This window comes from Roseateles sp. GW821-FHT03B02 (assembly GCF_059421025.1).
The window spans coordinates 26,083-50,264 of record NZ_JBWKUV010000003.1 but is presented as its reverse complement, the minus strand read 5'-3'; the positions used below and the strand labels follow the sequence as shown (position 1 = coordinate 50,264).

General features: G+C 70.3%; 22 protein-coding genes and 1 tRNA gene. 17 read left to right on the top strand and 6 right to left on the bottom strand.

Annotation, left to right across the window (positions count from 1 at the left end):
- Positions 1 to 9 precede the first annotated feature (9 nt).
- The 7 genes from tsaB (at position 10) to AC07VX_RS09970 (ending at position 6,703) form a co-directional block, all read left to right on the top strand.
- Positions 10 to 693: a tRNA (adenosine(37)-N6)-threonylcarbamoyltransferase complex dimerization subunit type 1 TsaB gene (gene tsaB, locus AC07VX_RS10000; protein WP_493164568.1), complete on the top strand. Its 684-nt coding sequence runs from the start codon at positions 10 to 12 to the stop codon at positions 691 to 693.
- On the top strand, positions 690 to 1,172 hold the full coding sequence (gene rimI, locus AC07VX_RS09995) for a ribosomal protein S18-alanine N-acetyltransferase (RefSeq protein WP_493164567.1): 483 nt from the start codon (positions 690 to 692) through the stop codon (positions 1,170 to 1,172). The genes tsaB and rimI overlap by 4 nt, the downstream gene beginning before the upstream one ends.
- Complete coding sequence (locus AC07VX_RS09990) at positions 1,169 to 1,933, top strand: uracil-DNA glycosylase (RefSeq protein WP_493164566.1); 765 nt, start codon at positions 1,169 to 1,171, stop codon at positions 1,931 to 1,933. Before rimI ends, AC07VX_RS09990 begins: the two co-directional genes overlap by 4 nt.
- A complete protein-coding gene (locus AC07VX_RS09985) occupies positions 1,903 to 3,999 on the top strand; it encodes a putative bifunctional diguanylate cyclase/phosphodiesterase (protein ID WP_493164565.1) in 2,097 nt (698 codons plus the stop codon). The genes AC07VX_RS09990 and AC07VX_RS09985 overlap by 31 nt, the downstream gene beginning before the upstream one ends.
- On the top strand, positions 3,996 to 5,075 hold the full coding sequence (locus AC07VX_RS09980; protein ID WP_493164564.1) for a class I SAM-dependent methyltransferase: 1,080 nt from the start codon (positions 3,996 to 3,998) through the stop codon (positions 5,073 to 5,075). The genes AC07VX_RS09985 and AC07VX_RS09980 overlap by 4 nt, the downstream gene beginning before the upstream one ends.
- 90 nt (positions 5,076 to 5,165) lie before the next feature.
- Positions 5,166 to 5,456 carry a c-type cytochrome gene (locus AC07VX_RS09975; RefSeq protein WP_493164563.1) on the top strand — a complete coding sequence of 97 codons (291 nt, stop codon included), beginning with the start codon at positions 5,166 to 5,168 and terminating at the stop codon, positions 5,454 to 5,456.
- Entirely contained in the window at positions 5,453 to 6,703 is a 1,251-nt protein-coding gene (locus tag AC07VX_RS09970) for an FCSD flavin-binding domain-containing protein (protein ID WP_493164562.1), read from the top strand. The genes AC07VX_RS09975 and AC07VX_RS09970 overlap by 4 nt, the downstream gene beginning before the upstream one ends.
- Position 6,704: 1 nt before the next feature.
- On the opposite strand, the gene AC07VX_RS09965 is transcribed toward AC07VX_RS09970, so the two are convergent.
- The 5 genes from AC07VX_RS09965 to AC07VX_RS09945 all read right to left on the bottom strand — a co-directional run bounded on the left by AC07VX_RS09965 (position 6,705) and on the right by AC07VX_RS09945 (position 11,213).
- On the bottom strand, positions 6,705 to 7,139 hold the full coding sequence (locus AC07VX_RS09965; protein ID WP_493164561.1) for a VOC family protein: 435 nt from the start codon (positions 7,137 to 7,139) through the stop codon (positions 6,705 to 6,707).
- Between the two features lie 155 nt (positions 7,140 to 7,294).
- Positions 7,295 to 9,550, bottom strand: a complete 2,256-nt coding sequence (locus tag AC07VX_RS09960) for a C1 family peptidase (RefSeq protein ID WP_493164560.1) — start codon at positions 9,548 to 9,550, stop codon at positions 7,295 to 7,297.
- 119 nt (positions 9,551 to 9,669) lie between these two features.
- Positions 9,670 to 10,152: a GNAT family N-acetyltransferase gene (locus AC07VX_RS09955; protein ID WP_493164559.1), complete on the bottom strand. Its 483-nt coding sequence runs from the start codon at positions 10,150 to 10,152 to the stop codon at positions 9,670 to 9,672.
- A complete protein-coding gene (locus AC07VX_RS09950) occupies positions 10,149 to 10,721 on the bottom strand; it encodes an NnrU family protein (protein ID WP_493164558.1) in 573 nt (190 codons plus the stop codon). Before AC07VX_RS09950 ends, AC07VX_RS09955 begins: the two co-directional genes overlap by 4 nt.
- 27 nt (positions 10,722 to 10,748) lie before the next feature.
- A complete protein-coding gene (locus AC07VX_RS09945; RefSeq protein ID WP_493164557.1) occupies positions 10,749 to 11,213 on the bottom strand; it encodes an Lrp/AsnC family transcriptional regulator in 465 nt (154 codons plus the stop codon).
- 123 nt (positions 11,214 to 11,336) lie between these two features.
- Here AC07VX_RS09945 and AC07VX_RS09940 point away from each other — a divergent pair, with 123 nt between their 5' ends.
- The 3 genes from AC07VX_RS09940 to AC07VX_RS09930 all read left to right on the top strand — a co-directional run bounded on the left by AC07VX_RS09940 (position 11,337) and on the right by AC07VX_RS09930 (position 14,094).
- Positions 11,337 to 12,431 carry a saccharopine dehydrogenase family protein gene (locus tag AC07VX_RS09940; protein WP_493164556.1) on the top strand — a complete coding sequence of 365 codons (1,095 nt, stop codon included), beginning with the start codon at positions 11,337 to 11,339 and terminating at the stop codon, positions 12,429 to 12,431.
- Positions 12,432 to 12,445: 14 nt separating this feature from the next.
- Positions 12,446 to 13,957, top strand: coding sequence for an L-piperidine-6-carboxylate dehydrogenase (gene amaB, locus AC07VX_RS09935; RefSeq protein WP_493164555.1), 1,512 nt, complete (start codon positions 12,446 to 12,448; stop codon positions 13,955 to 13,957).
- Between the two features lie 52 nt (positions 13,958 to 14,009).
- Positions 14,010 to 14,094 (top strand) — tRNA-Leu (locus AC07VX_RS09930).
- 202 nt (positions 14,095 to 14,296) lie between these two features.
- Here the strand turns inward: AC07VX_RS09930 and AC07VX_RS09925 are convergent.
- Positions 14,297 to 16,342 carry a putative bifunctional diguanylate cyclase/phosphodiesterase gene (locus AC07VX_RS09925; RefSeq protein WP_493164554.1) on the bottom strand — a complete coding sequence of 682 codons (2,046 nt, stop codon included), beginning with the start codon at positions 16,340 to 16,342 and terminating at the stop codon, positions 14,297 to 14,299.
- Positions 16,343 to 16,442: 100 nt separating this feature from the next.
- Here AC07VX_RS09925 and AC07VX_RS09920 point away from each other — a divergent pair, with 100 nt between their 5' ends.
- From AC07VX_RS09920 to AC07VX_RS09890, 7 genes are all read left to right on the top strand, one after another.
- Positions 16,443 to 16,784, top strand: a complete 342-nt coding sequence (locus AC07VX_RS09920; protein ID WP_088485602.1) for an HU family DNA-binding protein — start codon at positions 16,443 to 16,445, stop codon at positions 16,782 to 16,784.
- Positions 16,785 to 16,796: 12 nt separating this feature from the next.
- On the top strand, positions 16,797 to 17,834 hold the full coding sequence (locus tag AC07VX_RS09915) for a LacI family DNA-binding transcriptional regulator (protein ID WP_493164553.1): 1,038 nt from the start codon (positions 16,797 to 16,799) through the stop codon (positions 17,832 to 17,834).
- Positions 17,835 to 18,052: 218 nt separating this feature from the next.
- Positions 18,053 to 19,411: a GH1 family beta-glucosidase gene (locus tag AC07VX_RS09910; protein WP_493164552.1), complete on the top strand. Its 1,359-nt coding sequence runs from the start codon at positions 18,053 to 18,055 to the stop codon at positions 19,409 to 19,411.
- Between the two features lie 262 nt (positions 19,412 to 19,673).
- On the top strand, positions 19,674 to 20,984 hold the full coding sequence (locus tag AC07VX_RS09905) for a cyclic di-GMP phosphodiesterase (RefSeq protein ID WP_493164551.1): 1,311 nt from the start codon (positions 19,674 to 19,676) through the stop codon (positions 20,982 to 20,984).
- Positions 20,981 to 23,116, top strand: a complete 2,136-nt coding sequence (locus AC07VX_RS09900) for a putative bifunctional diguanylate cyclase/phosphodiesterase (RefSeq protein ID WP_493164550.1) — start codon at positions 20,981 to 20,983, stop codon at positions 23,114 to 23,116. The genes AC07VX_RS09905 and AC07VX_RS09900 overlap by 4 nt, the downstream gene beginning before the upstream one ends.
- A 30-nt stretch (positions 23,117 to 23,146) precedes the next feature.
- A complete protein-coding gene (locus AC07VX_RS09895) occupies positions 23,147 to 23,470 on the top strand; it encodes a DUF1840 domain-containing protein (RefSeq protein ID WP_493164549.1) in 324 nt (107 codons plus the stop codon).
- Entirely contained in the window at positions 23,470 to 24,114 is a 645-nt protein-coding gene (locus AC07VX_RS09890) for a histidine phosphatase family protein (protein ID WP_493164548.1), read from the top strand. The genes AC07VX_RS09895 and AC07VX_RS09890 overlap by 1 nt, the downstream gene beginning before the upstream one ends.
- The last annotated feature ends 68 nt before the right edge of the window (positions 24,115 to 24,182 follow it).

Sequence of the window (24,182 nt, the reverse complement as noted above, 5' to 3'; positions counted from 1 at the left end):
ACTGCCCCGATGCCCTCTCTCCTGGCTCTCGACAGCTCCACCGACACGATGGCCCTGGCCCTCGTGATGCCGGGGCAGACGAAGGTCTTCGAGGCGGCGGGTGGCGCCCAGGCCTCGGCGCGCATGCTGCCCGAGGTCAAGGCCCTGCTGGCCGGCGCGGGCGTGAAGATGGCCGACCTGGACGCCATCGCCTTCGGCCAGGGGCCTGGCGCGTTCACGGGCCTGCGCACGGCCTGCGCCGTCGCCCAGGGCCTGGCCTTCGGCCTGGACAAGCCCGTGCTGGCCGTCGACAGCCTGATGCTGGTGGCCGAGGACGCCCGCACGCAAGGCGCCGGCGACGACGTGTGGGTGGCGATGGACGCGCGCATCGGCGAGATCTACGCGGCGCACTACCGCTGGGTGGACGGGGCCTGGGCCGTCGTCGAGGCACCGGCGCTCTACGCGCCCGCTGCCCTGGCCGGCCACTGGGGCCGGCCGGTCGCCGTCGCCGGCACCGCGCTGACCGAGTACGCCGACGCTCTGGGCCCGCTGCCGCGCGCCTGGCCGCAGGCCCGCTCGCGCGCTGCCGCCCTGGGCGCGCTGGCGCGGGCGGCCTGGCAGCGCGGCGAGACGCGCGACGCCGCCGAGGCGCTGCCGGTCTACGTGCGCGACAAGGTCGCGCTGACGACGGCCGAGCGGGAGCAGCGCGCATGAATGCGGTGCTGCAACCCGGCCTGCCGCCGTTCGAGGCCGCGCCGATGCGGGTGCCCGACCTGACCGAGATCATCGCGGTCGAGCGTCTGGCCTATCCGGTGCCCTGGACGCATGGCAATTTCGTCGACTCGCTGGCCGCCGCCTACCCGGCCGAGGTGCTGCGCGGGGCGCGTGCCGAGCTGCTGGGCTACTGGCTGGCGATGCCCGGGGTGGACGAGATGCATTTGCTCAACATCACCGTCGTGCCGGCCTGGCAGGGGCGGGGGTTGGCCGTGGCAATGCTGGACCGCCTGGTGGCCGAATGCCGCCGCCGCGGCCTGACGCAGCTGTGGCTGGAGGTGCGCGTCGGCAACGCGCGCGCCCGCGAGGTCTACCGGCGCTACGGCTTTGCCGAAGTCGGCAGGCGCCGCGCCTACTACCCGGTGCAGCAGGGGCCGCGCGAGGACGCCATCCTGATGAGCCTAATGGTCAATTCATGACTTGGGACGAGCGCCAACGGGCCATGCTGGCCGAGATGGGCTACCGGATGCCGGCCGCGAGTGCCGTTGCCGGGGCGGTCGCCGACGTCATCGAGGCCGAGCCCGAGCCCGAGCCCATCGTCGTTGCCGCGCCGCCGCCGGTCGTCGTGCGCGTGTCGGCCCCGGCGGCGCCGTCGAGCTTCGCCGGCCTGGATCTGCCCGCACTGCGCGAGGCCGTGTCCGGCTGCCGCGCCTGCGGCCTGTGCGAGCAGCGGCGCAGCGCCGTCTTCGGCAACGGCGCGCTGCAGCAGGCGCAGTGGCTGGTCGTCACCGATCCGCCGGACGAGGCCGACGACGCCGCCGGCGAGGCCTTTGCCGGCCAGCCGGCGAGTGACGGTGGCCGCCTGCTGGACCGCATGCTGCTCGCCGCCGGCCAGCGCCGCGGCGGCGACGAGGCCACGGCCTTCGTCACCCCCATCGTCAAGTGCCGCCCGCCGCGCGGCCGCGTGCCGCAGCCGGCCGAGCTGGACGCTTGCGAGGCCGTGCTGGCCCGCCAGGCCGAGCTGCTGCGGCCCCGCCTCGTGCTGGCCATGGGGCTGCAGGCCGCGCGCCGGCTGACCGGCCTGGCCGAGCCGCTGGGCCGGCTGCGCGGCCGCGTGCACGTGTGGCGCGACCTGCCCGTGGTGGTCACCTACCATCCGGCCTATCTGTTGCGTTCGCCGGCCGACAAGGCCGGAGCCTGGGACGATCTGTGTCTGGCCCGCAGGACAGCTTCATCGTGACCGCCGCCGAGGTGATGGCGGCGCGTGCGGTCGAGGCTGCACGCTTCAAGCTGCTGGCCGACTACCTGCCGGCCTGGATCGCCCTCTACGACGCCCAGACCGACCTCTGCCTGTTCGCCAACCGCGGCTACGCCGAGGCCTTCGGCCTGACGGAGCAGAGCATCCTCGGCAAGACCTTCGGCGAAGTCATCGGCCCGGAGGCGCTGCAGCGCATCCAGCCGGCCGTCGACAAGGTGCTGTCCGAGCGCGTGGCCGTCAGCTACGAGCGCGAGCTGCCCGCGGCGGACGGTTCGCCGCGCTGGATCGAGGTCCACCTCATTCCCCAGCTCGGGCCGGACGGCGAGCCGGTGGCGAGCTGCGTGCTCATCAACGACATCACCAAGCACCGTCTGGCCGAGCGCCAGGTGCGCGAGTCCGAGGCACGGCTGGACAAGTTCATGCAGGCCACGGTGGAGGGCATCCTCTTCCACAGGGACGGCATCACGACCGACGTGAACCCGCCCTGCTGCGAGCTGGTGGGCTACACGCTGGAGGAGATGATCGGCCGCCACGTGCTGTCCTTCATCGCCGAGGACGAGCTGCCCAAGGTCAAGGAGGTCATGCGCCTGGCCCGCGAGCTGCGCTACGAGACGGCCGTGCTGCACAAGGACGGCACGCGCATCCCGGTCGAGTTCATCGTGCGCACGCTGGAGCGCGACGGCGAGAAGCTGCGCATGACCATCGTGCGCGACATCCGCGACCGCCTCGCCAGCGAGGCCCGCATCCAGCACCTGGCCCACCACGACGGCCTGACCGGCCTGCTCAACCGCGGTGCCTTCATGGACCGCATGGCCCTGCTGATGAAGCGCGCCGAGCGCAAGGGCGAGATGCTGGCCCTGCTCTTCATCGACCTGGACAACTTCAAGCGCGTCAACGACTCGCTGGGCCATCTCGAGGGCGACCAGGTGCTCACGACCGTGTCCGAGCGCCTCATCGGCGCGCTGCGCGCCAGTGACCTGGTGGGCCGCTTCGGCGGCGACGAGTTCGTCGTGCTGCTGACCGACCTGACCAGCCGCGCCGACATCGTCGTCGTGCTGGAGGCGCTGCTGTCCGTCGTCGAGGTGCCGGTCAAGGCCGACGGCCGCGCGCTGTCCGTCACGCCCTCGATCGGCGTGGCTGTCTACCCGGACGACGGCCGGCAGGCCGACGAGCTCATCCAGCATGCCGACACGGCCATGTACCGCGCCAAGGCCAAGGGCCGCGCCACCTACCAGTTCTTCGAGCCGGCCCTGGCCGAGACGGCCTATGCCGACCTCGTGCTGGAAGCCGAGCTGGCGCAGGGCCTGACGCGCAACGAGTTCGAGCTGTTCTTCCAGCCCCAGGTCGAGGCGACGACGGGCCAGCTCTCCGGCGCCGAGGCGCTGCTGCGCTGGCGCCACCCGCAGCGCGGCCTGCTGGGGCCGGACAGCTTCATCTTCGTCGCCGAGCGTCACCGCCTGATGCTGGCGCTGGGCGAATGGGTGCTGCGCGAGGCCGCCGTGACGGCGCGGCGCTGGCGCGAGAAGGGCCTGACCCACGGCCACGGCCCCATGCGCATCGCCGTCAACCTGTCGCGCATGCAGTTCCACCTCGACGGCTTTGCCGACACCGTGAAGAAGGTGCTCGTCGACTCCGGCGCCAAGGGCCAGTGGCTGGAGCTGGAGCTGACCGAGCGCATGCTCATCGACGACATCGAGCACGCGCCGGCCACGCTCACCCAGCTGCGTGCGCTGGGGCTGACCGTGTCGGTGGACGATTTCGGCACCGGCTACACCTCGCTGGCCCACCTGACCGAGCTGCCGCTGGACAAGCTCAAGATCGACCAGAGCTTCGTCGCCCGCCTGCCCGACGACGTCGGCGCCCAGGCCATCACGCGGGCCATCGTGCAGATGGCCGTGGGACTGGGCCTCACCGTCACCGCCGAGGGCGTGCGCAGCGCCGCGCAGTGGCAGCTGCTGGCCGGCTGGGGCTGCCAGCAGTTCCAGGGCGAGCTGGTGGGCGCGCCGATGCCGGCGGCCGAGTTCGAGGCCTGGGTGAAGGCGCGATGACCCTCGTCGAAAAGATCCAGGCCGAGATCGGCGGCAACGGCGGCTGGCTGTCCTTCGACCGCTTCATGAACCTGGCCCTGTACGAGCCCGGCCTCGGCTACTACGCCGGCAGCCGGCGCAAGTTCGGCCAGATGCCCGGCGAGGGCTCGGACTTCGTCACCGCGCCCGAGATGTCGCCGCTGTTCGGCCGTGCGCTGGCGCGCCAGCTCAAGCAGGCGATGGACGCCAGCGGCTGCCGCGACGTCGTCGAGTTCGGCGCCGGCTCGGGCGCGCTGGCGGCCCAGCTGATCGCCGAGCTGGAGGCGCTGGACGCCGGCCTGGCGCGCTACCGCATCGTCGAGCTCTCGGCCGATCTGCGCGAGCGCCAGCGCGAGCGGCTGGCCCATTGGGGCGAGCGCGTCGAATGGCTGGACGAGCTGCCGCAGGAGCTGGAGGCCGTCGTCATCGGCAACGAGGTGCTGGACGCGATGCCGGTGCAGCTCCTCGCCTTCGACGGCCAGGTCTGGCGCGAGCGCGGCGTCGTGTCGCAGGGCGGCGGCTTTGCCTTCGAGGACCGCGACACCATGTTGCGTCCGCCGATCGAGACCGGCTTCGTGCCCGGCACGGTCACCGAGATCCACCCACAGGGCGAGGCCTTCATCGCCACGCTGGCCCGCGCGCTCAAGTGCGGTGCGGCCTTCTTCATCGACTACGGCTTCCCCGAGGCCGAGTACTACCACCCGCAGCGCCGCGGCGGCACGCTGATGTGCCACCAGGCCCACCAGGCTGACGCGGACCCGCTCGTGGCGGTGGGCGACAAGGACATTACGGCCCACGTCAACTTCACCGGCATCGCGCTGGCCGGCCAGGACGCCGGGTTGGTGGTGCTGGGCTACACCAGCCAGGCCAATTTCCTGCTCAACTGCGGCATCGCCGATCTGCTGCACGGCGCCAGCCTCGGGGAGCGCGCGATGGCGCACCGCCTGCTGGCCGAGCACGAGATGGGCGAGCTGTTCAAGGTGATCGGCTTCGCGCCGCTGAGCGCGCCGTTCGACGCGCTGGGTTTCGAACGCGGAGACCGATCCCACAAGCTCTGAGTCGGGACCGAGGACAGCGCCTGCGCGCTGTCCGACGCCCGGCGAAGGACTTGCCGCATGCAAGCGGCAAGGCATGAAAGGAGTGTGCGGATGAAGGCCTGGCTCTTGCTGCTGCTCTGCGCCCCGGCGCTGGCGCAGGATCTCAACGTCGGCCGCAGCCTCGCGGCCACCTGCGCGAATTGCCACGGCACGAACGGCCGGCCGAAAGGCGGCTCGATCCCGCCGCTGGCCGGCATGAAGGCCCAAGTGATGCTGGAGCTGCTGGCCGACTACCGCAGCGGCCGCCAGCCGGGCACGGTCATGCCGCAGATCGTCAAGGGCTACAGCGAGGCGCAGCTGCGCCTCGTTGCGGCCTACTTTGCCGCGCAGGCCAGGCCATGATCGAGCGGCGCCGGTTGATCGCCGCGGGCGGCCTTGCCGCGCTGGCCGGCTGCGCAACGACGACGACGCCCGCGCTGGGCCGCGTCGTCGTCGTGGGCGGCGGCTTCGGCGGCGCCACGGCGGCGCGCTATCTGAAGCTCTGGGGCGGTGCGGCCGTCGATGTGACGCTGGTGGAGCGCAACGAGGGCTTTATTTCCTGCCCCATGTCCAACCTCGTCATCGCCGGCGCGCGCGACCCCATCGGCATCGCCCATGGCTATGGCGGGCTGGAGGCCCAGGGCGTGAAGCGCCTGCGTGGCGAGGTGGTGGGCCTGGACCCGGCCGCGAAGACCCTCCGCCTGGCCGATCGCAGCCTGCTGGCCTGGGACCGCCTCGTGCTCGCGCCCGGCATCGACTTCATGCTCGACGGCATTCCCGGACTGGCCGCCGCCTACGACCGCGGCCGCGCGGTGCATGCCTGGAAGGCGGGCGCGCAGACGCTGGCGCTGCGCCGCCAGCTGCAGGACATGCCCGATGGCGGTGTCGTGCTGATGAGCATTCCCAAGGCACCCTACCGCTGCCCGCCCGGGCCCTACGAGCGGGCCTGCCTGATCGCATCCTGGCTGCGGCGTGCCAAGCCGCGCGCCAAGCTGCTGGTGCTGGACGCCAACCCCGAGATCCAGAGCAAGAAGGCGCTGTTCGAGCGCGCGTTTGCCCAGCATCACGCCGACGTGCTGGAGTACCGGCCCAATGCCGAGCTGCAGGAGATGGCCGGCGACGTGGCCCGCTTTGAGTTCGAGGACGTGCGGGCCGACGTGCTCAACCTGATCCCGCCGCAGCGCGCCGGCGAGCTGGCGCGCGACCTCGCCAACGTCAACGGCCGCTGGGTGGGCGTGGACTGGCTGAGCATGCAGGCCCTGGCCGCGCCGGGCGTGCACGTCGTCGGCGACGCCATCTTCTCCGCGCCGGGCATGCCCAAATCCGGCCATCTCGCCAACCAGCAGGCCAAGCTGGCAGCGGCGGCCGTGCTGCAGCTGCTGCAGGGCGAGGCCGTGAACCCGGCGCCGGTGGTGATGAACACCTGCTACAGCTTCGTCACGCCCACCGAGGCCATGCACGTGGCCTCCGTCCACCAATACGACGCGGCCGAGAAGACGATGAAGGCGGTGGCGGGCGCGGGCGGCGTGTCGCCGGCGGCGAGTGCTCAGGAGGCGGCGTTCGCGCTGGGCTGGGCCGAGAACATCTGGGCTGACACGCTGGCCCTGTGATTCACCAGCTGCCCGTGTTGGGCATCGACGTCCAGGGCTCGGCCGGTGCCAGCGCGGGGCCGGCCTGCAGCAGCTCGATGGAGATGCCGTCGGGCGAACGCACGAAGGCCATGCGGCCGTCGCGCGGCGGGCGGTTGATGGTCACGCCGTGGTCGACGAAGCGCTGGCAGGCGGCGTAGATGTCGGGCACGGCATAGGCCAGGTGGCCGAAGTTGCGGCCGCCGGTGTAGACCTCCGCCTTGCCGTCGGCGCCGGGCCAGTTGTAGGTCAGCTCGACCTGGGCGTCCTCGTCGCCGGGCGCGGCGAGGTAGACGAGGGTGAAGCGGCCGGCTTCGTGCTCGGAGCGCCTGACCTCGACGAGGCCGAGGGCGTCACGGTAGAAGCGCATCGAGGCGTCCAGGTCATGGACGCGGACCATGGTGTGCAGGTATTTCATGCCGTGATTGTCCGCGCCGCTTCAATAGCCTTGCGCCGCCGTCGGCTTGCTCGCGGCGATGGCCGCGGCGGTGAGCATCAGCCCAGCGGCAATGCTGGCGTACCAACAGATGGGCGAGATGAGTGGGCGCATGGCGGCGCAGTATGGCGTGGCCGTCAGTAATCCAGCCATTCCATGGGCGCAACCAGGGCACTGCCGCGGATGCGCTCCAGCGTGCCGGTCAGCACGTCAATGTTGTTGTCGAAGCTGCCGTGGCCGGCGTCGATCTGGTCGCCGGCCTTGGTGGTGCGAACCTTGGGCGCGGCGACCCGGTTCAGCAGCTCGCCGGCCGGCCAGAGTTTGAGCCAGGCGGCGACGTCGGCGTTCGGTGGGCCGGCCCACTGGTCGTCCACCCACGCCGGGTCGGGCTTCACCAGCGCCCGCTCCATGCCCAGCAGGGGCTGCTTGCGCACGTCGTCCAGCGCCCGCGAGACGAGGTAGAGCAGGGACTTGCCGTAGATGTCGCGTCCGCTGTCGGGCAGGCCGTCGGCGCGTTCGTTGGCGTCGGTCAGCACGTGCAGGCGCAGCCGGTCCAGCGACAGCACGCCGGCCTGGTGGGCGGCGCCATAGTGCTGCGCGGCAAAGCCGCTGGAGCAGGCGGCGGCGTAGAGCTCGCAGCTGCTGGCCTGGATGGCGTTGGCGCCGCCCAGCCGGCCGAGCAGGTGGCCGATGAGGATGGAGCCGGCCGAGTGGCCGACTAGGTGGATCTCCAGCGCCTTGCCGCTCTTTGCCAGGTCGTCGCGCAGTTCGCGCAGCATGCGGGCAGCGAGGTCGAGCACGTGGTCGGGCGTGGCGCCGCCCTCGGCGTTCTCGCGCATCTCGCTCCAGATGCCGCGCGCGAACTGGCGGCCCACGGCCTCGATGGCGCGGTCCTTGGCCTCGGCGGCCGCCTCGCGCATGCGGTCCAGCCAGCCGGCGCTGCGGTCGCCCGAGTCGACGACGCGGTGCTTGAGGTCGTCGAGCATGTCCATCAGCGTCTCGCCGGGGCCGGTCTTCCAGGTGAAGAACAGCGGGTAGATGCCGTTGGCGAGGAAGCAGGGCGCGAGCACGCGGATGCGCTGCACGGAGCTGCTCTCGGAGTTCAGGCCGCCGTGGGCGTAGATGGCGAGCTTGACGGTCTTGTCCTGGCTCGCCTTGAACCAGGCTGCGGGTCGCTCGACGACGATTTCGCGTGCCAGGCCCTCGCGGTCGCCGCGGGCGCGCGTGAAGTCGGTAGACATCAGCTGGCCGTCGTTGCCCGAGACCAGGGTGTGGGTGTAGGCCTCGTCGGTGCGCAGGGGCTGGTAGGGCTTGTGCGCGAAAGCGTGGTCGAACGGCCAGGGGTCGTCGCGCGGGTTGTCGTTGTCGCGCAGCGTGGCGCCGACGTCCGACAGGCCGCGGCCGGCCATGACGCGAAAGCCGCCCGCCGCGGCGGGTGCGGCCTTGACGCCTTTCGCGCTCTTGGCGCCCTTGGCTGCCGGAGGCTGGCGACCCTTGATGTCCGACAGGTCCTGCGGCACGCCCAGGGCCACGGCCCAGGCATCGGTACCGTTGGTGATCCAGTCCTCGTAGCTGAGGATGGCGAAGCCGCTGGCACCCCAGCCCGTGCCCCAGCTGTTCTGCACGACGAAGCCGCGCTCGTTGTAGCCCACCAGCGCGAACGCGTGGCCGCCGGTCTTCTTCGCCATGCGCTCGATGCGGGGCAGCTTGTCGTGGCTGGCGGGCATGGGTGATTCGTCCAGCGTCCAGCCATCGTGCACGTCGCCCGACACGTAGATGGCGCCGATCTCGTAGATGGCGGCCTGCATGTCGACGACGCTGCGCTTGTCGACGCGGTAGTACACGCCCAGCGCCCGCCCGGTGGCATCGTCGTCCCAGCCGGCCGCGGGGCGCTCGAAGACGCCGTTGCCTTCGCGGTCCAGCGGGTAGGGCCACAGCGTGGCCGAGCACACGCCGTGCTTGTGCCAGCCCTTGAGCGCGCCGCGGCAGGAGGAGCCCTCGTAGTCCTGGCCGGGCCACTCGTCGTAGAGCTTGGCCAGCTCGTAGAACATGCGCGGGCTGACCATCTCCGGCACGGCGCGGCTGCGCGGCGCGTCGAGGTGGCGCAGCCAGTAGAGGTAGTTGGTGACGCAGGCCAGGCCGAAGCCGGTGCAGGCGCCTTCGTTGCCCTGGTTGAGGATGCGGCCGGCCTTCACGTAGGCGGGCAGCAGGCGCTTGAGGTCGCTGTCCTGCGGCCAGCGCGGCGGCAGGGAGCGCAGCGGCGAGCGGTAGACGAGGTCGCGCAGGTCCAGTCGGTCGGGGCGGGCGTCGAGCCTGGGCGTGGGCGCCGCGTTGGCGGCGGCCTTGCCGGCGGCGGTCTTCTTGGCGACTGACTTGCGGGGCTGGGTGGCCATGGGTTCTCCTCGGCGGCTTTGATGGCTCGGCGGATGATGGCCGCCTGCCTGCAGCGCGACAAGCTCGCGCGCGGGGCTGATCCCCAGGTTGTAGGTCGGCGCGGGTCGCCTTGGCGGGTTCAGGGCTTGAGCCGTGCCCAGCGCTCGTGGTCGCGCCAGCGGCCGCCGATCTTCAGATAGCGGGGCGAGTAGCCCTCCAGCTGGAAGCCACACCGCTTGACCAGCGCGATGGAGGCCAGATTGCCGGGCTGGATGTTGGCCTCGACGCGGTGCAGGCCCAGGTCCTTGAACGCGTGTCGTACAACGGCGTCCAGTCCCTGCGTCATCAGCCCGCGGCCCTCGAAACCGGCGAAGGCGTAGTAGCCGAGGTGGCCGCTGCGGAACGCGCCCATGACGATGTTGGTCAGGTTGATGGCGCCGGCCAGTTCGCCCTCCGCCACCACGACGAAACCGTGATGGGCTGCGCCGTCGAAGCGCGCGAGGTGGCGGGCGAAGGCGGCCGCGTCGCAGGCCGGTTGCACCCAGGGCCGATGCAGGGAGCGGCTGGCCCGTGCGGCGGCGATGAAGGCCGCCTCGTCGGCCGCGATGATGGGGCGGATCATCGGCCCAGCGGCGCGATGCCCAGCCATGCCGCATGTGCCCAGAAGGCGAGGAAGGCCCACAGTGCGAAGCCGACGACGAGGGTGGCCAGCGTGCCGGCCACCGTGCCCTGCGCGGCGACCGGCGCCGTCCGACGCCGCGCCGCGCGGAAGACCAGGATGGACCAGACAAGGAAGCTGCCGAAGAGCATCACGTCGGCCAACGTGTTGTTGGCGATCAGGTGGGCGAAGGCCCAGACCTTGACCGACAGCGTCATCGGGTGCTGCAGCTTGGCCTTGAAGTGGTTGCGCGGCACATAGGCCGCGGCCATCAGGACCATGGCGACCAGCATCAGCGCGGCGGCGGCGTGGTTCATGCCGCGGATGGCCGGCCACAGCACGGCCGGTTCGAGGCGCGCCTGCGAGAAGCCCCACAGGATCAGGCCGAAGCCGATCAGCGACGCCAGGGTGTAGAGGCCCTTCCAGCCCTTTTCGCCGAGGCGGGCGATCTGCGCGTCGCGCCAGCGCGGTGCGACGGCGCGGGTCAGGTGAATGCCAAGGAAGAGGGCGAGGCCGAGAGCAAGCCAGGTCATCGAGGTCTCCGTGAGCGGGTTCCGGGGTCAGGTTTGTCGGTCGACGCGCAGCGCGAGCACGACCGAACTGTTGGTGCGCAGCACGCCGTCGATGTCGCCGATCTCGTCGAGCAGCGCGTCGAGCCGGGCCGTAGTGTCGGCCCGCAGCAGTGCCATGTAGTCGAACTCACCGCTAACGGAGGCGAGCTGGCGCAGCTCCGGCAGTTCTGCCAGGTGCTTCACCACCTCGCGGCCGGCCTTGGGGCTGACGGTGATGCCGACGAAGGCCTGCACGCTGCGCCCCGCCTCGTCGCCGCCCAGCCGGGCCGTGTAGCCCACGATGCGGCCGCTGGCTTCCAGCCGTGCCAGCCGCGCGACGACGGTGGTGCGCGCCACGCCTAGCTTGCGCGCCAGCGTGGCGGTGCTTTCACGGGCATTGGCCTGCAGCAGCAGGATCAGCCGGCGGTCGAGGTCGTCAGGCGGTGAGCCAGGGTTTGCCCTTATTTCATTCATAATGACGAATCATTACGTCGAATCGACGAAATGGCAAATTATTTCGTCGAAGTAGTGCTTTATTTCGTCAGCACCTCTGCCTAGAGTGCGCGCCAACGACAACCATCCTCGACGGAGCACCCCATGAAGATCGCCCTGCTCGGCGCCGGCCACATCGGCCAGACCATCGCCCGCCTGCTGCACGCCACCGGCGACTACCAGGTCACCGTGCTGGACAAGAACGCCGGCTACCTGAAGACGCTGGCCGCCGAGGGCATCGCCACCGCCGAGGTCGACAGCGACAACCGCGTGGCGCTGGCCGCCCAGCTGCGCGGCAAGGACGCGGTCGTCAACGCGCTGCCCTACCACCTGGCGATCACCGCCGCCGAGCTGGCGCTGGAGTGCGGCTGCCACTACTTCGACCTGACCGAAGACGTGGCCGCCACCAAGGCCATCAAGGAAATGGCCAAGGGCGCCAAGACCGCCTTCATGCCCCAGTGCGGCCTGGCCCCCGGCTTCATCGGCATCGTGGCCCACCATCTGGCCAGCGGCTTCGACTCGGTGCGCGACGTGCAGATGCGCGTCGGCGCGCTGCCCGCCTTCCCGACCAACGCGCTGAAGTACAACCTGACGTGGTCGGTCGACGGCCTCATCAACGAGTACTGCCACCCCTGCGAGGCCATCCACGAGGGCGAGACCATCGCCGCGCTGCCGCTGGAGGGCCTGGAGCACTTCAGCCTGGACGGCACCGAGTACGAGGCCTTCAACACCTCCGGCGGCCTGGGCACGCTGTGCGAGACCTGGGCGGGCAAGGTGCGCAACCTGGACTACAAGACCGTGCGTTACCCCGGCCACCGCGACCTGATGCAGTTCCTGCTGGGCGACCTGGGCTTGAAGAGCGACCAGGGCAACCTCAAGGACATCATGCGCAAGAGCATGCCCGCGACGATGCAGGACGTGGTGCTGGTGTTCGTGACCGTGTCCGGCCAGAAGAACGGTGTGCTGCTGCAGGAAGTCTTCGCCCGCAAGATCTTCGCCACGCGTGACGGCGCCCAGCCGCTGAGCGCCATCCAGATCACCACTGCCGCCGGCATCTGCGCCGCCGTGGACCTGTTCCGCGAGGGCAAGCTGCCGCAGAGCGGCTTCGTGCGCCAGGAGGAGGTCAAGCTGCCGGACTTCCTTGCCAACCGTTTCGGCTCGGCGTATCAACAGTCTCGCCAGGTCGAGTCGATCTCCTGAGGACAATGTTCGCCATGAAGCAACAAACCCTTTCCCTCCTCGACGCCCTGGGCGTCCACCTGCCGCCCGGCGGCGACCTGACCGTGCGCTCGCCCATCGACGGCGGCGTGCTGGCCCAGATCCCGACCGCCAGCCGCGGCGACATGCAGGCCGCCGTCGGCCGCGCTCACGAGGCCTTCAAGGCCTGGCGCGTCGTGCCGGCTCCCAAGCGCGGCGAGCTGGTCCGCCTGTTCGGCGAAGAGCTGCGCGCCCACAAGGCGCAGCTGGCCCAGTTGGTGTCCATCGAGGCCGGCAAGGTGACGAGCGAAGGCCTGGGCGAAGTCCAGGAAATGATCGACATCTGCGAGTTCGCCGTCGGGTTGAGCCGCCAGCTGCATGGCCTGACCATCGCCAGCGAGCGGCCGGGTCACCGCATGATGGAGCAGTGGCTGCCGCTGGGCGTCGTCGGCATCATCTCGGCCTTCAACTTCCCGGTCGCCGTCTGGGCCTGGAACTCGGCCCTGGCCCTGGTGGCCGGCGACACCTGCGTGTGGAAGCCGTCCGAGAAGACGCCGCTGACGGCCCTGGCCACGCAGGCCCTGTTCGAGCGCGCGCTGAAGGCCTACCGTGCCGCCGGTCATACGGCACCCGCGGGCTTGTCCGAGCTGGTCGTCGGCCGAGCCGATGTGGGCGAAGCGATGGTGGACGATGCCCGCGTCGCTCTGGTCAGCGCCACGGGCTCGACCCGCATGGGCCGCGCTGTCGGTCCGCGCGTGGCGGCCCGTTTCGGCCGCAGCCTGCTGGAGCTGGGCGGCAACAACGCCATCATCGTGACGCCCAGCGCCGACCTGGAACTGGCCGTGCGCGGCATCCTGTTCGGTGCCTACGGCACGGCCGGTCAGCGCTGCACGACGACGCGCCGCGTCATCGCCCACGAGAGCATCCATGACGCCCTCGTCGAGCGCCTGGATCGCGCCCGCGCTCAGCTGCCCATCGGCTCGCCGGTGGAGCCCGGCACGCTGATCGGTCCGCTGATCGACGCACAGGCCTTCGACGCGATGCAGTTCGCGCTGAGCGCGGCCCGCGAGCAGGGTGGCCAGGTCAGCGGCGGCGAGCGAGCGCTTGAGCACCGCTTTCCCGAGGCGTACTACGCCGTGCCGGCCCTGGTGCGCATGCCGGCCCAGACCGAGGTCGTCTGCCACGAGACCTTTGCGCCCATCCTCTACACGCTGAAGTACCAGACGCTGGAAGAGGCCATCGCGCTGCAGAACGGCGTGCCGCAAGGCCTGTCGAGCGCGATCTTCACGACCGACATCCGTGAAGCCGAGCGCTTCATGAGCGCGTCGGGCAGCGACTGCGGCATCGCCAACGTCAACATCGGCACGTCCGGTGCGGAGATCGGTGGCGCCTTCGGTGGCGAGAAGGAGACCGGTGGCGGCCGCGAGAGCGGCTCGGACGCGTGGAAGGCGTACATGCGCCGCACCACCAACACGGTGAACTACTCCAGCGAATTGCCGCTTGCCCAGGGTGTGAAGTTCGACGTTTGAGCTCTTCTTCGGCAGGGCGCGAAAACTAGGCTATAGTGCGCGGCTCCTGAAAGCCCAGGTGGCGGAATTGGTAGACGCACTAGTTTCAGGTACTAGCGGGTAACTCCGTGGAGGTTCGAGTCCTCTCCTGGGCACCAAACAAGAAAGGCCAGCACGCAAGTGCTGGCCTTTTGCGCTTGGGGAGCCCAGGGGAGGACTCGAAAGGCGCGTCGTCGAGGGCCGAGGACAAGCGGGCTTGTCCGACGCCTCGACGAAGGCCTGGCGCCTGCAGGCGCCGGGCCGGCCGCCGGGGTCGCCGGAGGTGACCGAGTCCCCGCTAAGGTGCCCTCGATGGGCGCCTTAGCGAGTCGTGGCGGAAAACCACCGCTGCTCAAACTCAGCAGCCGGCACGCCCCTCCCAAACCACCACCCCTGCCCCCAGTCGCAGCCCATGTCGTGCAACGCGGTCATCTGCGCCTCGGTCTCCACCCCTTCCGCCACCACCTCCATCCCCAGTTCATGCGCCATCGTCACGATGGCCCGGCACAGCGCCAGCGCCTTGCCGCCACCTTCCAGCCCGGCGACGAAGCTGCGGTCGATCTTCACCGTGTCGATCTCGTGATGCTGCAGATAGCTCAGTGACGAATATCCGGTCCCGAAGTCGTCCAGAGAGATCGCCAGTCCTGCCTCCCGCAGGGCGCGCAGCCGCTCGGCCACGGCTTCATCGCGCTCCAGCAGCAGCCCTTCGGTGATCTCCACCGCCAGCGCCTCGCCCGGCAGGCCCAGCCCGCGCAGATGCGCGACCCAGTCGGGCTGCATGCGGTGGCTGCGCTCGCTCAGAAACTGCACCGGCGACTTGTTGACGCTGATCTGGAAGCCCGCGTGCCCCGAGGCCCGCCAGGCCCGCGCCTGGGCGGCTGCCTCGCGGAACACCCAGTCGCCGATCTCCACGATGAGGCCGCTGGTCTCGGCCAGCGGGATGAACTGCGCCGGGCTGACGTCGCCCAGCGTCGGGTGCTTCCAGCGCAGCAGGGCTTCGGCCTTGCGGGGCTGGGCGGTCGGGTCGCGCAGCGACAGGATGGGCTGGTAGACCAGGCTGAACTGCCCGAGCGGCAGGGCCTCGCGCAGTTCGGCCGCCAGCCGCGCGCGCCGCTGCGCCGCGTCGTGCAGGGCCGGCGTGAACAGGCTCATGCGGTTGCGCCCGGCGCCCTTGGCTTCGTACAGCGCCAGGTCGGCATGCTTGAACAGCGCCTCGATCTCGATGCCGTCGCGCGGTGCCAGGCTCACGCCGATGCTGGCCGATACATAGACCCGCTCGCCCCCCACGTCGAAGGTGGCCGACAGCGCCTCCAGCAGCGCATGTCCGACCCGACCCGCCGCCGCCGCTGCGTCCCGCGCGGCCAGCAGCACCGTGAACTCGTCGCCCCCCATGCGCGCCACGACGCCGCCCGAAGGCATGCAGTCCTGCAGCCGCCCGGCCACCTGCACCAGCAGCGCGTCGCCGACATCATGGCCCAGCGAGTCGTTGATCTCCTTGAAATGGTCGAGGTCCACGAACATGACGGCCAGCTCCTCGCCCCGCATCGCCCGCAGTGCCAGGGCGCGCTCGATGCGTTCGCGCAGCGAGCGGCGGTTGGGCAGGCCGGTCAGCGTGTCGACGCGGGCCTGCTGCCAGACGATGGCCTCTTGGCGCTTGCGGTCGGTGATGTCGGTGTGCGTGCCCACCATGCGCAGCGGCCGGCCAGCCGTGTCGCGCTCGATGACCATGCCGCGGCTGAGGATCCACTTCCAGGTGCCGTCCTTGGCCAGCACGCGATGCTCGTTGCGGTACAGCGCCGTGCGACCCGAAAAGTGATCCTCGCGGTCGCGGTCCATCTGTGCCAGGTCATCCGGGTGGGTGCGCGCGTCGAAGGCTTCGGGCGTCGCGTCGACGTCGCCGGGCTCGAAGCCGTGCAGGCGCAGATAGCGTTCGGAGAAATACTCGGTACCGGCCTGCACGTGCCAGTCCCAGACGCCGTCGCCGCTGCATTCCAGGGCCAGCTTCCAGACCTCGTCCGCATCGCGCAGGCGCGCTTCGGCCGCGCGTCTGGCGGCGATGTCGGTGTGCGTGCCCAGCCACAGGGGCGAGTCGGGCAGCCGCTGGGCCTGGGCCAGCACCCACTGCGTGCCGAGGCGATATTCCATCTCGAAGCGGCCGCTGTGCTGCGCCTCGCCCCAGCGCTCGGCGAAGGCCGCACGGTCTTCGGCGTGCAGCCAGTTCACCAGCGCCGCAGGCAGCGCGGGGCGGTGCAGGGCCTCGGCCAGCCGCGCGTTCATCCAGAGCAGCCGGCCCTGGGCGTCGGCCTTCCAGACCTGCTGGGGCAGGGCGTCGAGCAGTGAGGCAAATTGCACAGGCGAGGAGATCATCGATGGATTGGGGACTCTGCGGACTGTATGCCCGTCGCCATGGGCCACAATCGCGCCCGCCCGAGTCGTTCGGGCGCGTTTTTTGGACGAGACCCCCCGCATGAACAAGACCGATCTGATCGAACACCTGGCCGCCAAGCACGAGCTGAGCAAGGCCGAAGCCGGCCGCATCCTCGAGACCCTGCTGGACGCCGTCGTCACCACCGTGAAAAAGGGTGGCGCCGTGTCGATCCCGGGCTTCGGCTCCTTCAAGCAGCACGCCCGTGCCGCCCGCAACGGCGTGAACCCCAGCACCGGCGCGAAGATCAAGATCGCTGCTGCCAAGCTGCCCAAGTTCACCCCGGGCGCCGGCTTCAAGGCTGCAGTGGACCCCAAGGCCGCTGCCAAGAAGGCTGCTGCCAAGCCCGCAGCCAAGCCGGCCGCCAAGGCCAAGAAGAAGTAATTCTTCGCTGCCATGAGTGCGCGCGGCGGTAGTCCGACGATCGTTGATGTCGCTCGCGAAGCGGGCGTGTCGATCAAGACGGTGTCGCGCGTGCTCAACCATGAGCCCGGCGTGCACGAAAGCACCCGGGAGCAGGTGCTCAAGGTGGTGGAGGCCCTGCGCTACCGGCCCAAGCAGTCGGCGCGCAGCCTCGCAGGCGGACGGTCCTTCCTGATCGGCCTGCTCTATTACGACCCCAGCGCGATCTTCGTCGGCAGCGTCCAGCAGGGCGCCACGCTGCGTTGCCGCGAGCTGGGCTATCACCTCGTCGTCGAGTCCCTGCACAACGATGCGCCGGACCTGCGCCAGCAGATCGACCGCATGGTGCTGGCGCTGCGGCCCGACGGCATGATCCTGACGCCGCCGCTGTGCGACAACCCCGAGGTGCTGGCCGCGCTACGCGAGAGCGGCACGCCCTGCGTGCTGATGTCGCCCGAGCGCGACCTGCGCGGCGTGCCTTCGGTGCGCATGGACGACGTTCACGCGGCCGAGGAAATCACCAACCTGCTGCTCAGCCTGGGCCACCAGCGCATCGCCTTCATCAAGGGGCCGCCGGACCAGTCGGCCAGCGCGCTGCGCTACCAGGGCTTCGTCAATGCGCTGCGCGCGCATGGGCTGGAGCCCGACCCCGAATTGATCCAGCCCGGCGCCTTCACCTTCGCCAGCGGCCGTGATGCGGCCCATCAGCTGCTCAGCCGCCGCCAGCGCCCGACGGCCGTGTTCGCCAGCAACGACGACATGGCCCTGGGCGTGCTCGCCGCGGCCCAGCGTCTAGGCCTGGCCGTGCCGGGCGAGCTGTCGGTTGCCGGCTTCGACGACTCGCCGACCGCTGCCCTCGTCTGGCCGCCGCTGACCACCGTGCGTCAGCCGGTTGCCGAGATGGCGCGCGCCGCCGTCGAGATGCTGGTGTCCGTGCAGCGGCCCGACATGGCCACGCCGGCCGACGAGGCTGACCTGCACAAGGTGCTCCCCCACGAGCTCGTCGTGCGCGACTCCACGCGCGCGCGCTGAACCTTGCCCTGGCCTTCTCGCCGGGTGCCCGGTGGATATCGCTAACATTCGAATTGACAGCGTTGTCAATTTTGCGGCAAGATGGGCCGATTGGGTCGGCAGATGCAGTGCACCGGCTCCAAGGTCCGGGCCCCGAAGGCTCGCAGCGTCCGGGCGCTGACCTATCCCGTTCGTCTTCCGCCACCTGCCATGCCGCCAACCGGCCTGTTTCTGTCGCCATGAACCTCCCCGACCCCGCCCGCCTCGACCCCGCTGCCCTCGCCCAGTCCTTCCCTGCCGACTTCCTGTGGGGCGTTGCCACCAGCGCCGCCCAGATCGAGGGCGCTGCCTTCGAGGACGGCAAGGGCGCCTCCATCTGGGACCATTTCTGCCGCCAGCCCGGCCGCATCAAGGACGCCTCCAGCATCGACGTCGCCTGCGACCATTACCACCGCTTCCGCGACGATGTGGCGCTGATGAAGGGCCTGGGCCTGGACTGCTACCGCTTCAGCCTCGCCTGGCCGCGCGTGCAGCCGCTGGGGCAGGGCGCCTGGAACGAGGCCGGCTTCGCCTTCTACGACCGCCTGATCGATGCCCTGCTCGACGCCGGTATCCAGCCCCACGCCACCCTCTACCACTGGGACCTGCCGCAGGCCCTGGACGAGAGCATCGGCGGCTGGCTGTCGCGCGACGTCATCGGCCACTTCGCCGACTACGCTGCCGAGGTCGCCCGGCGCTTCGGCGACCGCCTGGCCAGCATTGCCACCCACAACGAGCCCTGGTGCACCGCCACGCTGGGCTACGAGACCGCCCAGTTCGCCCCCGGCCACACCAGCCGCGCCGAGAGCCTGCAGGTGGCCCATCACTTGATGCTGTCCCATGGCGAGGCGGTCCGGGCCATGCGTGCCGTCACCCGGACCCGACTCGGCATCGTGCTGAATCACACGCCGTCCTTTCCCGCCACGCCCAACGAGGCCGACCGCCGCGCGGCCCGCATCGACGACGGGCTGAACGTGCGCTGGTACATGGACCCCATCTTCCGCGGCGCCTACCCGGCCGACGCGCTGGAATACGTCGGCGCGGATGCACCGCGGGTCGACGTCGGCGACCTGGAGCGCATCCGCCAGCCGCTGGACTTCCTCGGCATCAACTTCTACACGCGCAGCCTGTTCGGCGCCGACGGCAAGACCGTCCCGGGGCCGGGCAAGCGCGGTTTCACCGACATGGGCTGGGAGATCGTGCCCGAGGTTTTCGCCCAGCATCTGGTGCGACTGGCGCGCGAGTACAACCCGCCGCCGATGTTCATCACCGAGAACGGCATGGCCAACGCGGATCGCGTCGTCGATGGCCGGGTACCCGATGCGGAGCGCATCGCCTACCTGTCAAGCCACCTGCAGGCCCTGGCCACGGCCATGAGCCTGGGCGCCGACGTGCGCGGCTATTTCTACTGGAGCCTGCTCGACAACTTCGAGTGGAACTCCGGCTACGACAAGCGTTTCGGCCTGGTGCACGTCGATTACTCGACCCAGCAGCGCCTGCTCAAGGACAGTGCGCACTGGTATCGCGACCTTGTCGCGCGCCATCACGCGCGCCGCTAAGACCCGCGCCGACGCGACGTCGATGGCGTCGCGAGGGGCGTGGGTCATGCATTCCTCCGCGTTTGCCCCGACAAAGCCACGGAATTTCGGTAACGATCAGGCGCTAAGCTCCGCGTTGTGCCACGCCAAGGGATTTTTCCCGGATGCTGGCGGGCGCAATCGGCCGATTTGACGTATAGCAGGAGGCCGGCTCAAGAACTGCGGCGCGGTTGCCGCAATTTGGGTCGTGTCGAGGGGCGCCCGTCCCACGGGTTTTGAGTGAATGCAGGATAGAGCAAGCGATCCACTGATCGATGTCAGCCAGTTGACCGTCGGGATGTTCATTCATCTGGACCTCGGCTGGATGTCCCATCCGTTTCCGTTGTCGAGCTTCAAGATCGCTTCCAGCGATCAGCTCCTCATCCTGCGTCGCCTCGGCCTGACCCAGGTGCGCTGGAGCCCGGCCAAGAGTGATCTGAACCTCCAGGCGTCCGACGCTGACGTGGCCGCCGCGGCCGCCGCCGACGGCGAGGCCGCTGTCTCGGCAGCCCCCGGAGCGCCCGCCGAGCCCAGCCCCGAGGAGCTGGCGCGCGAGGCCCACCGCCGTGCGCTGGCCGCCCAGCGCGAGGCGTTGCGCCTGTGCGAAGAGCAGTACGGCGAGGCGGCCGACGGCTTCCGCATCGTCATGGACCATGTCCAGTCCGACCCTCACCATGCGCGCGCCGAGGCCGAGAGCCTGACGGCCGCCCTGCTCGACAAGATGCTGGTCGAGGGCGATCTCAACATGCGCCTCCTCAACGAGGCCGCCGGCGACCGCTCCACCGCGCACGCGCTGAACGTCTGCATCATTGCTCTGCTGCTGGGCCGTGCCTTCGGCCTGGGGCGCGACGAGATGATGGACCTTGGCGTCGGCTCGCTGTTGCATGACGTCGGCAAGCTCGAGGTGGCCGCCCGCCTGCGCCACCGCGACGAAAGCTTCACCACCGCCGAGACCCAGGCTTACCAGCAGCACGTCGTCAAGGGCGTGGCCATCGCCCAGACCATGGGTCTGGCGCCCGGCCCGCTGCTCATCGTGGCCCAGCATCACGAGCATGCCGACGGCAGCGGGTTCCCGCAGCGCATCAATATGGACCGCATGAGCACGGGCGCGCGCATCGTCGCCCTGGTCAACCGCTTCGACGGCCTGTGCAACCCGCTGATCACGTCCAAGGCGATGACGCCGCACGAGGCCTTGTCGCTGATGTTCGCCCAGGGCCGCAACCGCTTCGACGCGACCATGCTGAACGCCTTCATCCGCATGATGGGCGTCTACCCGCCGGGCTCCACCGTGCAGCTGACCGACGACCGCTACGCGCTCGTCGTCTCCGTCAACTCGGCAAGGCCGCTCAAGCCCCGCGTCATGGTCCACGACGTCAAGGTCGCCAAGGATGAGGCCCTCATCCTCAATCTCGAAGAGATGCCTGATCTCGGCATCCGCCGCAGCCTCAAGCCGCAGTTCCTTCCGCGGGCCTCGCTGGACTATCTGAGCCCCCGGGCACGCATCGCCTACTTCTTCGATGCGGTCAGCACCGGGCCAGGGGAGCTGGCCGCGTGAACGCCAGCCGCGAGGCGCAGTTGTCCCAGCCTCGCGGTCACGAGGCGCCGTCCTTGATCAGCGCGCTGCTGGAAGGCCTGCCCGAGCCGGCCTGGCTGGTGGACGGCGACAGCCTCACGGTCAGCGTCGTCAACCGCGCCGCACTGCGACTGCTGGGCCTCAAGCCCGAGCGTGCCATCGGCCAGCAGCCGGCAGTGCTTTGCGGGTCGCTGGAGGACGAGGCCTTCTGGCAGGGCGCCGCGCGCGACCCCTTCGCCCGTATCCGCTCCGACACCGTGCTGACCCACAGCGACGGCCAGCCGCGCTGGGTCAGCCGCAGCATCAGCCCGATCCACGCGCCCGACGGTGCGCGCTATTGGCTGGTGCTGCTGCACGACCAGACCCGCCGTCGCCGTGCCGAGGCCGAGCGCGAAACCCTGTTGGCCGAACTGCGCGCGACGCTCGAATCCACCGCCGACGGCATCCTCGTCGTCGACCTGGGCGGCCGCGTGCGCAGCTTCAACCGCCGTTTCGCCAAACTCTGGGACCTGCCTGGCGGCCTGCTGCACGAGCCCGGTGATGCCGGCCTGTGGCTGAGCCTGCAGCGCGTCATGCGCGATGGCGAGCAGTACCGGCTGCGCATCGAGGCCTTGCTGGATGCGCCGCTGATGCGCTCCAGCGACATGCTGCGCCTGGCCGACGGTCGCGTGCTGGAGCAGGTGTCGCTGCCGCAGATGAGTCGCGGCGAGCCCATCGGCCGCGTCTTTTCCTTCCGCGACCTCAGCGAGAAGCTCGCCGCCCACCAGCGCATCGAGGAACTGGGCCGCTCCGACGTGCTGACCGGCGCGCCCAACCGCCGCGCCCTGGCCGATCGCATCGTGCAGCAGATGGCTGCGGTCGACACCGGCGAGCCGCCGCCCGTCTTCGCGCTGCTGCACCTGGACCTGGACCGCTTCAAGCAGATCAACGATACCCTGGGCCACAGCTACGGCGACCGCGTGCTGCGCGAAGTCGTCGAGCGGCTGCGCGGCGCTGTCGGGGCCAACGACACTCTGGCCCGCCTGGGCGGCGACGAATTCGCGCTGCTCATCGACGGCGCGCAGATGTTCGAGGCCGAGGTGGCTGCCCGCCGGGTGCAGCAGTTGCTGGCCCAGCCCTTCAGCTTCGACACCTTGAGCTTCACCGTCACGGCCAGCTGCGGCATCGCGCTCTACCCCGGCGACGGCGGTACGCCCGACGAACTGATGGCCAGTGCCGAGCGTGCGATGCACTGGGTCAAGGAAAGCGGCCGCGCGGGCTTCCGCTTCCACGTGCCGCGCAAGGAAGTCGACCTGCTGTCGCGCATGCGCCTGGACCACGACATGCGCCAGGCCCTGGCGGACGGGCGCTTCCGCCTGCATTACCAGCCCCAGGTCGAGCTGGGCAGCGATCGCGTCATCGGTGCCGAGGCGTTGATCCGCTGGCGCGACCCGCAGCGCGGCGACATCTCGCCGGCCGAGTTCATCCCTCTGGCCGAGGAGAGCGGCTTCGTCGTCGCCATCGGCGAATGGGTGCTGGGCGAGGCGGTCGCCCAGGCCGCCCACTGGCTCAGCCGCGGCCTGCGCATGCCGGTGGCCGTCAACGTCTCGGCCCTGCAGTTCCAGCAGGCGCACTTCGTCGAGACCGTGGCCGAGGTGCTGCGCGAAGCCATGCTGCCGGCTAGCCTGCTGGAGCTGGAGCTGACCGAAGGCGTGCTGCTGGGCGACGCCGAGGAAGCCCTCAAGCGCATGCGCGCGCTGGCGGGCCTGGGCGTCACGCTGTCTATCGACGACTTCGGCACCGGTTACTCATCCCTGGGCTACCTCAAGCGCTTCCCCATTCAGCGCCTGAAGATCGACCGCAGCTTCGTGCAAGGGCTGCCCGGCGACCCCAGTGACGTCGGCATCGCCAATGCCATCGTGCAGATGGGCCGCGCCCTGGGTCTGCAGGTCATCGCCGAGGGTGTCGAGACGGAGGCGCAGCGCGACTTCCTGGCTCAGGCCGGCTGCCACGAGTTCCAGGGCTATCTGTTCGCCAAGCCGCTGCGGCCCGACGAGTTCGAACAGCGCGTGCGTCCGCGCCGCCATGTCGTCGACGCGCCGGCCTCCGGCTGGCTGGGGCTGGTCAACGGCTGACCCTGCACGGCCCGCGCGCACAATGCGGCCATGCTCTACCGCTTCAAATCCAAGGCCGGTGCCGACGTCATCATGATGGCCGATTCGGCCGATGCCGTGCTGCGCCTGATGGGGCGCAGCGCTGCGCCGCAAGGCATCCTTGAAGCCGCAGCCCTGCCGGCACTGATGCAGGCGCTGGAGGCCGGCGTCGCTGCCGACGAGGCGCAGTTCCAGCGCACCGTCGACGAGGCGAAGGCCGCCGGGCAGGCCGCGCCGCGCCGACAGGGCGTGTCGCTGCGCCAGCGCGCCTGGCCGCTGCACGAACTGATGCAGCGCAGTGCGAAAGAGGGTGCCGACGTCGTCTGGGGCGTCTAGTGCTGGAGGCAGCAACCCGACTGATCCTGGTCCGCCACGGCGAGACTGCCTGGAACCGCGTGGCGCGCATCCAGGGGCACACCGACATCCCGCTCAGTCCGCTGGGGCTCGCGCAGGCCGAGCGGGTCGCCCAGGCCCTTGCCGACGAGACGCTGGCCGCCATCTATTCCAGCGACCTCAGCCGCGCCCGGCAGACCGCCGAGGCCCTGGCCGGCGCCCAGGGGGTGCCCGTGCGCTTCGACGCTGAGCTGCGCGAGCGCGCCTTCGGCCGTTTCGAGGGCCTCAGCTGGCAGGAAATTGATCAGGGTTATCCCGAGGATGCGGCGCGCTGGCGGCGCCGCGAACCCGACTTCCCGGTCGGGGGAGGCGAGAGCCTGAACGTGTTCAGCGCCCGCTGCCTGGAGGCTGCCCGGCGTGCCGTTGCCGCCCACCCGGGCCAGAGCATCGCCCTGGTTGCCCATGGTGGTGTGCTGGACTGTCTCTACCGGGCGGCAACGCGCATCGCCCTGGATGCTCCGCGTAGCTGGCAGCTTGGCAACGCCACCATCAACAGGCTGCTGGCCACGCCTGACGGCTTCACGTTGATCGGCTGGAATGACGACCGTCATCTGGCGGGGCTCGGTGCTGACGACGTGGCCGCCTGATACGGAAGCCGGTATTTCAAGGCCCCTAGGGCTACTGTTGCATCCACGCGTCGCTCGGTTCGGGTGTG

Coding starts and splice junctions, on each gene's coding strand:
- tsaB (WP_493164568.1), top strand. CDS start 10: ATGCCCTCTCTCCTGGCTCTCGACAGCTCCACCGACACGATGGCCCTG.
- rimI (WP_493164567.1), top strand. CDS start 690: ATGAATGCGGTGCTGCAACCCGGCCTGCCGCCGTTCGAGGCCGCGCCG.
- AC07VX_RS09990 (WP_493164566.1), top strand. CDS start 1,169: ATGACTTGGGACGAGCGCCAACGGGCCATGCTGGCCGAGATGGGCTAC.
- AC07VX_RS09980 (WP_493164564.1), top strand. CDS start 3,996: ATGACCCTCGTCGAAAAGATCCAGGCCGAGATCGGCGGCAACGGCGGC.
- AC07VX_RS09975 (WP_493164563.1), top strand. CDS start 5,166: ATGAAGGCCTGGCTCTTGCTGCTGCTCTGCGCCCCGGCGCTGGCGCAG.
- AC07VX_RS09970 (WP_493164562.1), top strand. CDS start 5,453: ATGATCGAGCGGCGCCGGTTGATCGCCGCGGGCGGCCTTGCCGCGCTG.
- AC07VX_RS09965 (WP_493164561.1), bottom strand. CDS start 7,139: ATGAAATACCTGCACACCATGGTCCGCGTCCATGACCTGGACGCCTCG.
- AC07VX_RS09960 (WP_493164560.1), bottom strand. CDS start 9,550: ATGGCCACCCAGCCCCGCAAGTCAGTCGCCAAGAAGACCGCCGCCGGC.
- AC07VX_RS09955 (WP_493164559.1), bottom strand. CDS start 10,152: ATGATCCGCCCCATCATCGCGGCCGACGAGGCGGCCTTCATCGCCGCC.
- AC07VX_RS09950 (WP_493164558.1), bottom strand. CDS start 10,721: ATGACCTGGCTTGCTCTCGGCCTCGCCCTCTTCCTTGGCATTCACCTG.
- AC07VX_RS09945 (WP_493164557.1), bottom strand. CDS start 11,213: ATGAATGAAATAAGGGCAAACCCTGGCTCACCGCCTGACGACCTCGAC.
- AC07VX_RS09940 (WP_493164556.1), top strand. CDS start 11,337: ATGAAGATCGCCCTGCTCGGCGCCGGCCACATCGGCCAGACCATCGCC.
- amaB (WP_493164555.1), top strand. CDS start 12,446: ATGAAGCAACAAACCCTTTCCCTCCTCGACGCCCTGGGCGTCCACCTG.
- AC07VX_RS09925 (WP_493164554.1), bottom strand. CDS start 16,342: ATGATCTCCTCGCCTGTGCAATTTGCCTCACTGCTCGACGCCCTGCCC.
- AC07VX_RS09920 (WP_088485602.1), top strand. CDS start 16,443: ATGAACAAGACCGATCTGATCGAACACCTGGCCGCCAAGCACGAGCTG.
- AC07VX_RS09915 (WP_493164553.1), top strand. CDS start 16,797: ATGAGTGCGCGCGGCGGTAGTCCGACGATCGTTGATGTCGCTCGCGAA.
- AC07VX_RS09910 (WP_493164552.1), top strand. CDS start 18,053: ATGAACCTCCCCGACCCCGCCCGCCTCGACCCCGCTGCCCTCGCCCAG.
- AC07VX_RS09905 (WP_493164551.1), top strand. CDS start 19,674: ATGCAGGATAGAGCAAGCGATCCACTGATCGATGTCAGCCAGTTGACC.
- AC07VX_RS09895 (WP_493164549.1), top strand. CDS start 23,147: ATGCTCTACCGCTTCAAATCCAAGGCCGGTGCCGACGTCATCATGATG.